3 protein-coding genes and 1 rRNA gene are annotated in these 2,131 nt (G+C 54.2%); 1 reads left to right on the forward strand and 3 read right to left on the reverse strand.

The features are described 5' to 3' along the window. On the forward strand, window positions 1-123 hold a 123-nt coding region (locus Q8M42_RS00865; protein ID WP_305282944.1), incomplete at its 5' end, for an IS3 family transposase. Between the two features lie 113 nt (window positions 124-236). Here the strand turns inward: Q8M42_RS00865 and tnpB are convergent. The 3 genes from tnpB to rrf all read right to left on the reverse strand — a co-directional run. Further along, window positions 237-596, reverse strand: a complete 360-nt coding sequence (gene tnpB, locus Q8M42_RS00870) for an IS66 family insertion sequence element accessory protein TnpB (protein WP_305282939.1) — start codon at window positions 594-596, stop codon at window positions 237-239. Between the two features lie 9 nt (window positions 597-605). Continuing rightward, a protein-coding gene (locus Q8M42_RS00875) for an IS3 family transposase (protein WP_305282942.1) occupies window positions 606-1,789 on the reverse strand; the annotation gives its coding sequence in 2 pieces (ribosomal slippage) (window positions 606-1,525 and window positions 1,525-1,789; 1,185 coding nt in all). A 248-nt stretch (window positions 1,790-2,037) separates the two neighbouring features. Then, window positions 2,038-2,131: ribosomal RNA gene (gene rrf / locus Q8M42_RS00880) — 5S ribosomal RNA — on the reverse strand; the annotation flags it as partial.

The following is a 2,131-nucleotide window of genomic DNA, read 5'->3' on the forward strand; positions in this document are numbered from 1 at the left end:
AGGGCCGATGTGTTCGATTACATCGAGATGTTCTACAACCCGAAACGCCGACACGGTTTCAACAATCAGCTGTCACCGGTAGAGTTTGAAAAACGCTATTTCCAGAGCTTGGAGAGTGTCTAGAAAACCGGGGGCGATTCAACCTGTTCATGCAGCGACAGCAGAAGCTGCTTCAGCAAAATGGGGTCGCCAGGAAGGGTTTCAGGCATGGAAATCATGCCGTGGATTATACCAACTCAGGTGACGAAACGTGGCGTCAGCACCTTGTGCGGCTGGTTGCCCCAGAGGTCGATTCCTTCCAGTAGTTGGTTCAACTCGCGCACCGTCAGTTCGATGGCTTCGTCACCTGCATCTGGCTTGGTCTTGAAGCGCTCGGCCTCCAGGCGCTTGAGCCACAGGCAGAAGCCGTTGCGATGCCAGTACAGAATCTTTATCTGGTTGCGCGTGCGGTTGAGGAAGACGAACAACACCGGGTCGAATACCGCCACCTTGATATCGAGTTCGACCAGGGCCGCCAGGCCATTGATGGATTTGCGGAAATCGACCGGCTTGGGATAGAGGTAAACGGCTTTGACCTTGGGGTCGGGGCGCATCATGTGTAGTGGTCAACTAATTCTGGACACCTCGATAGGTCGTTCTGACGCCATCTTCTGTTCGTAAACGGTCGGTGGCAGATATCCCAGTTTCGAATGCAGTCGCTCGTTATTGTAAAACCCAACGATATATTCAGTGATGTCGCGTGTCGCTTCGGCATGGTTGGCATAATCGCGCCGCCATACCCGCTCCATTTTCAAGCTCAGGAAGAAGCGCTCCATCACTGAGTTATCCCAGCAGTTACCTTTACGACTCATGCTCTGCTGCATATCGTTTCTGGCCAACAGTGCTCTATAGCTCGCGCTGGCGTATTGGCTGCCGCGATCCGAGTGAGCGATCAGACCCGGTGGCGGTTGGCGCTGCGCTATGGCTAGTTGCATCGCGCTGCACACCAGCTCTGCGGGCATATTTGGGGCCATCGACCACCCCACTATCTTGCGCGAGAACAAGTCCAGCACTACCGCTAGGTAGAGCCACCCGACGCGTGTCCGGATATAGGTAATGTCCGCTACCCAAGCCTTGTTCGCTGCATCGGGCTCAAACTGCCGGTTCAGCACATTCTCGGCAATTGGCAGGTCATGCTTGCTGTCCGTCGTATGCACAAACTTACGCTTCCAGGTCGCGCGCAAATCATTGGTACGCATCAAACGACGGACTTTATGGAGGCCTATTTCTATGCCCTTGGCCTGCAACGCCTTGCGTAGTGGCCGACTGCCGTAGCAGCTGCCGCTCTCAGCAAACGACGCCTTGAGCTGCACAACAATGGGACAGCTCTGTTGAGTCGGCGCTTGCGCACGCCTCTGGGCCTCGTAGAAACCAGATCGACTGACGCTCAGTAAACGGCAAAGGTGCGACACCGAATAAGCCTTCTGTTGCAGTTGCTGAACCAGTCGATACGTCACTTCAGTTCGCGGGCAAAGAAGGCTGTAGCCTTTTTTAAGATGTCGTTATCCATCTTGAGCTGCCGGTTTTCTTGTTCTAATTGCCGAATGCGCTGCTGTTCCGCCGTCAGCGGCTTGCCGATTCCGGCCTGCCCCAGTTGCTCAGCCTCATACTGCTGTACCCAGCGTCGTACGGCGGTTTCACCGATACTCTGATCTCGGCAAACCTGTGCAACGGTCAGGCCTTGATCCTTAATCATCTTCACGATTTCCAGCTTGTAGCTGTCATCGAATGTTCTGCGTTTGTGGGCCATGGGCAAACTCCTCGATAGATGTATTTTCCACCTATCGAGGTGTCCGGGGAAATTAGACCACTACAATGGGCTGGTTCCAGAACGAAATCGGGAGCACAGCATCAGGTCGTACAGGGATTATTTGAAGGTGGGGGTTGTGGAGCGGTTACGCTCATACGGGCGCACCTTGACCGTAGAACTCTTTCCGTTTTTCGGCGCACAAAGTAAAACCCCCGACCAGTTTCCTGATCGGGGGTTTTGGTATAGGTGCTTGACGATGACCTACTCTCACATGGGGAAACCCCACACTACCATCGGCGATGCATCGTTTCACTACTGAGTTCGGGATGGGATCAGGTGGTT

The sequence above is a fragment of the Pseudomonas sp. genome (genome assembly GCF_030684895.1).
GTDB lineage: Bacteria > Pseudomonadota > Gammaproteobacteria > Pseudomonadales > Pseudomonadaceae > Aquipseudomonas.

Excerpts from the sequence above, each read along its gene's own strand:
- tnpB (WP_305282939.1), bottom strand. The coding sequence starts at position 596 with ATGATGCGCCCCGACCCCAAGGTCAAAGCCGTTTACCTCTATCCCAAG.